Source organism: Rheinheimera aquimaris (assembly GCF_020531985.1).
GTDB lineage: Bacteria > Pseudomonadota > Gammaproteobacteria > Enterobacterales > Alteromonadaceae > Alishewanella > Alishewanella aquimaris.
On the sequence record NZ_JAJAVQ010000014.1, the window covers coordinates 1 to 1,221 of the forward strand.

Consider the following 1,221-nt stretch of genomic DNA (forward strand, 5'->3'; position numbering starts at 1 on the left):
TGTGAGTTCAATCGATGGACGCAACACACTGATTAAATCTCTCTGCCGGTGATTCATAGTTTAGTGTTTTTCTTGGTCGCTCGTTTAGTTGTCGTGCAATACTGCTGAGTTTCTGTTGACTGTGTACTGATAAGTCAGTCCCTTTTGGGAAATACTGCCTTAGAAGCCTATTAGTATTTTCGTTGGAACCGCGCTGCCAAGGTGATTTAGGGTCACAGAAATACACTTGTATCTCTGTAGCGACAGTGAATTCAGCGTGGTTTGTCATTTCAGCGCCCCTATCCCAAGTCAGCGTTTTATAAAGCTCTGCAGGTAACTTCTTAGCCTGCTTAATCAATGCAGGAATGACTGTAGATGTCTTGTTGTTTGAAACTTTAACAAGCATGACAAAACGCGAGTGTCGCTCTACCAAAGTGACAATATAAGAGTTTCTTGAACCCTGTATGAGATCGCCTTCCCAGTGGCCTGGTATAGCCCTATCCTCAATGCATGCAGGTCTCTCGCTAATGGATATTGCTTCCGGTATTGAACCTAACCCTTTTCCTTTTAGTGATGCCGTTCTAGATCGCCGCACTGCTCTTTTTGAACGCAGGCATTGCTGAAGTTCTTTCTTTAACGCGCCTCGTGTTTGAATAAATAGCGTTTTGTAAATAGTTTCGTGAGACACCTGCATTTCCTGATTATCAGGGTATCGCCGTTTTAACCAACCTGCGATTTGCTCCGGTGACCAAGCCCGATGAAGCTTGGCCGCGATTAACTTACACAATGCAGGGCAATCTATTAACTTGCAAGGTTTGGGTCGTAACGCATTATCCCAAGCCACTTTATCTGCATCGGCTGCACGATAGTGCTTGAGCCCTCCATGTCTTCCAATTTCACGACTTATTGTCGACGGCGACCTTGCCAATTTCGCTGCTATGTCTCTGATACTCGTATTTGTTGCGAGTCCTCTGGAGATTTCTTCTCGTTCACTCAAGGTGAGAGCTAATGGGTGACGCTTGCGTATGGGAGGTCTATACCCACCAGTTTGGTATATGGTTGGCATAATAGAGGAGTGATATCGATCAAACATTTTGGCAATATCGTGCAACGAATCACCTTGTTTGTACCTATCCCAAATAAGAGCTTTCTGCTCTGGTGTATAGTAAATACGTTTTCTTTGTTTCATAGCAACGCCCTCCTCTAAAAAGAGTAGCGTTGCATCGACCAATTGAACTCACA

Annotated in this window: 1 protein-coding gene; it reads right to left on the reverse strand. The window is 44.4% G+C overall.

Annotated elements, in window-relative coordinates; genetic code table 11:
* Positions 1–7: 7 nt before the first annotated feature.
* On the reverse strand, positions 8–1,168 hold the full coding sequence (locus LHL18_RS19610) for an IS30 family transposase (protein WP_226768318.1): 1,161 nt from the start codon (positions 1,166–1,168) through the stop codon (positions 8–10).
* Between the last annotated feature and the right edge of the window lie 53 nt (positions 1,169–1,221).

Bases quoted from the DNA above. Each gene is read 5' to 3' on its own strand.
- LHL18_RS19610 (WP_226768318.1), bottom strand. From the start codon at position 1,168: ATGAAACAAAGAAAACGTATTTACTATACACCAGAGCAGAAAGCTCTT.